This window comes from Monashia sp. HAY1-5C (genome assembly GCF_056755255.1).
Genome location: NZ_JBPGXG010000315.1, coordinates 1 through 216 on the forward strand (window position 1 = coordinate 1; position 216 = coordinate 216).

A 216-nucleotide genomic window follows, 5' to 3' on the forward strand; every position below is an offset into this window, starting at 1 on the left:
CGTGGCCGGTGCCGCGGCTGCTGTCCCGCGTCACGGTGCTGCGTCGGGCGCCGTGTGCCGCCCGGTCGCTGTGGCAGGCGACGGCCTTCGCCGCCGTCATCGCCGCGCTGCTGGCCGCTCCCGCCGCGCTGCCGGCGCTCCTCGGTCACCGCACGCGGCTCGCCGACACGTGGCCCGTCGTCGCCGCCGCCAGCGACCTGTCTCTTTTCCACATCT

Annotated in this window: 1 pseudogene; it reads left to right on the forward strand. The window is 76.9% G+C overall.

Going from position 1 to position 216, the window contains the following annotated elements:
- Positions 1-216, forward strand: a pseudogene (locus ACR9ZK_RS21820) (M56 family metallopeptidase); the annotation flags it as partial.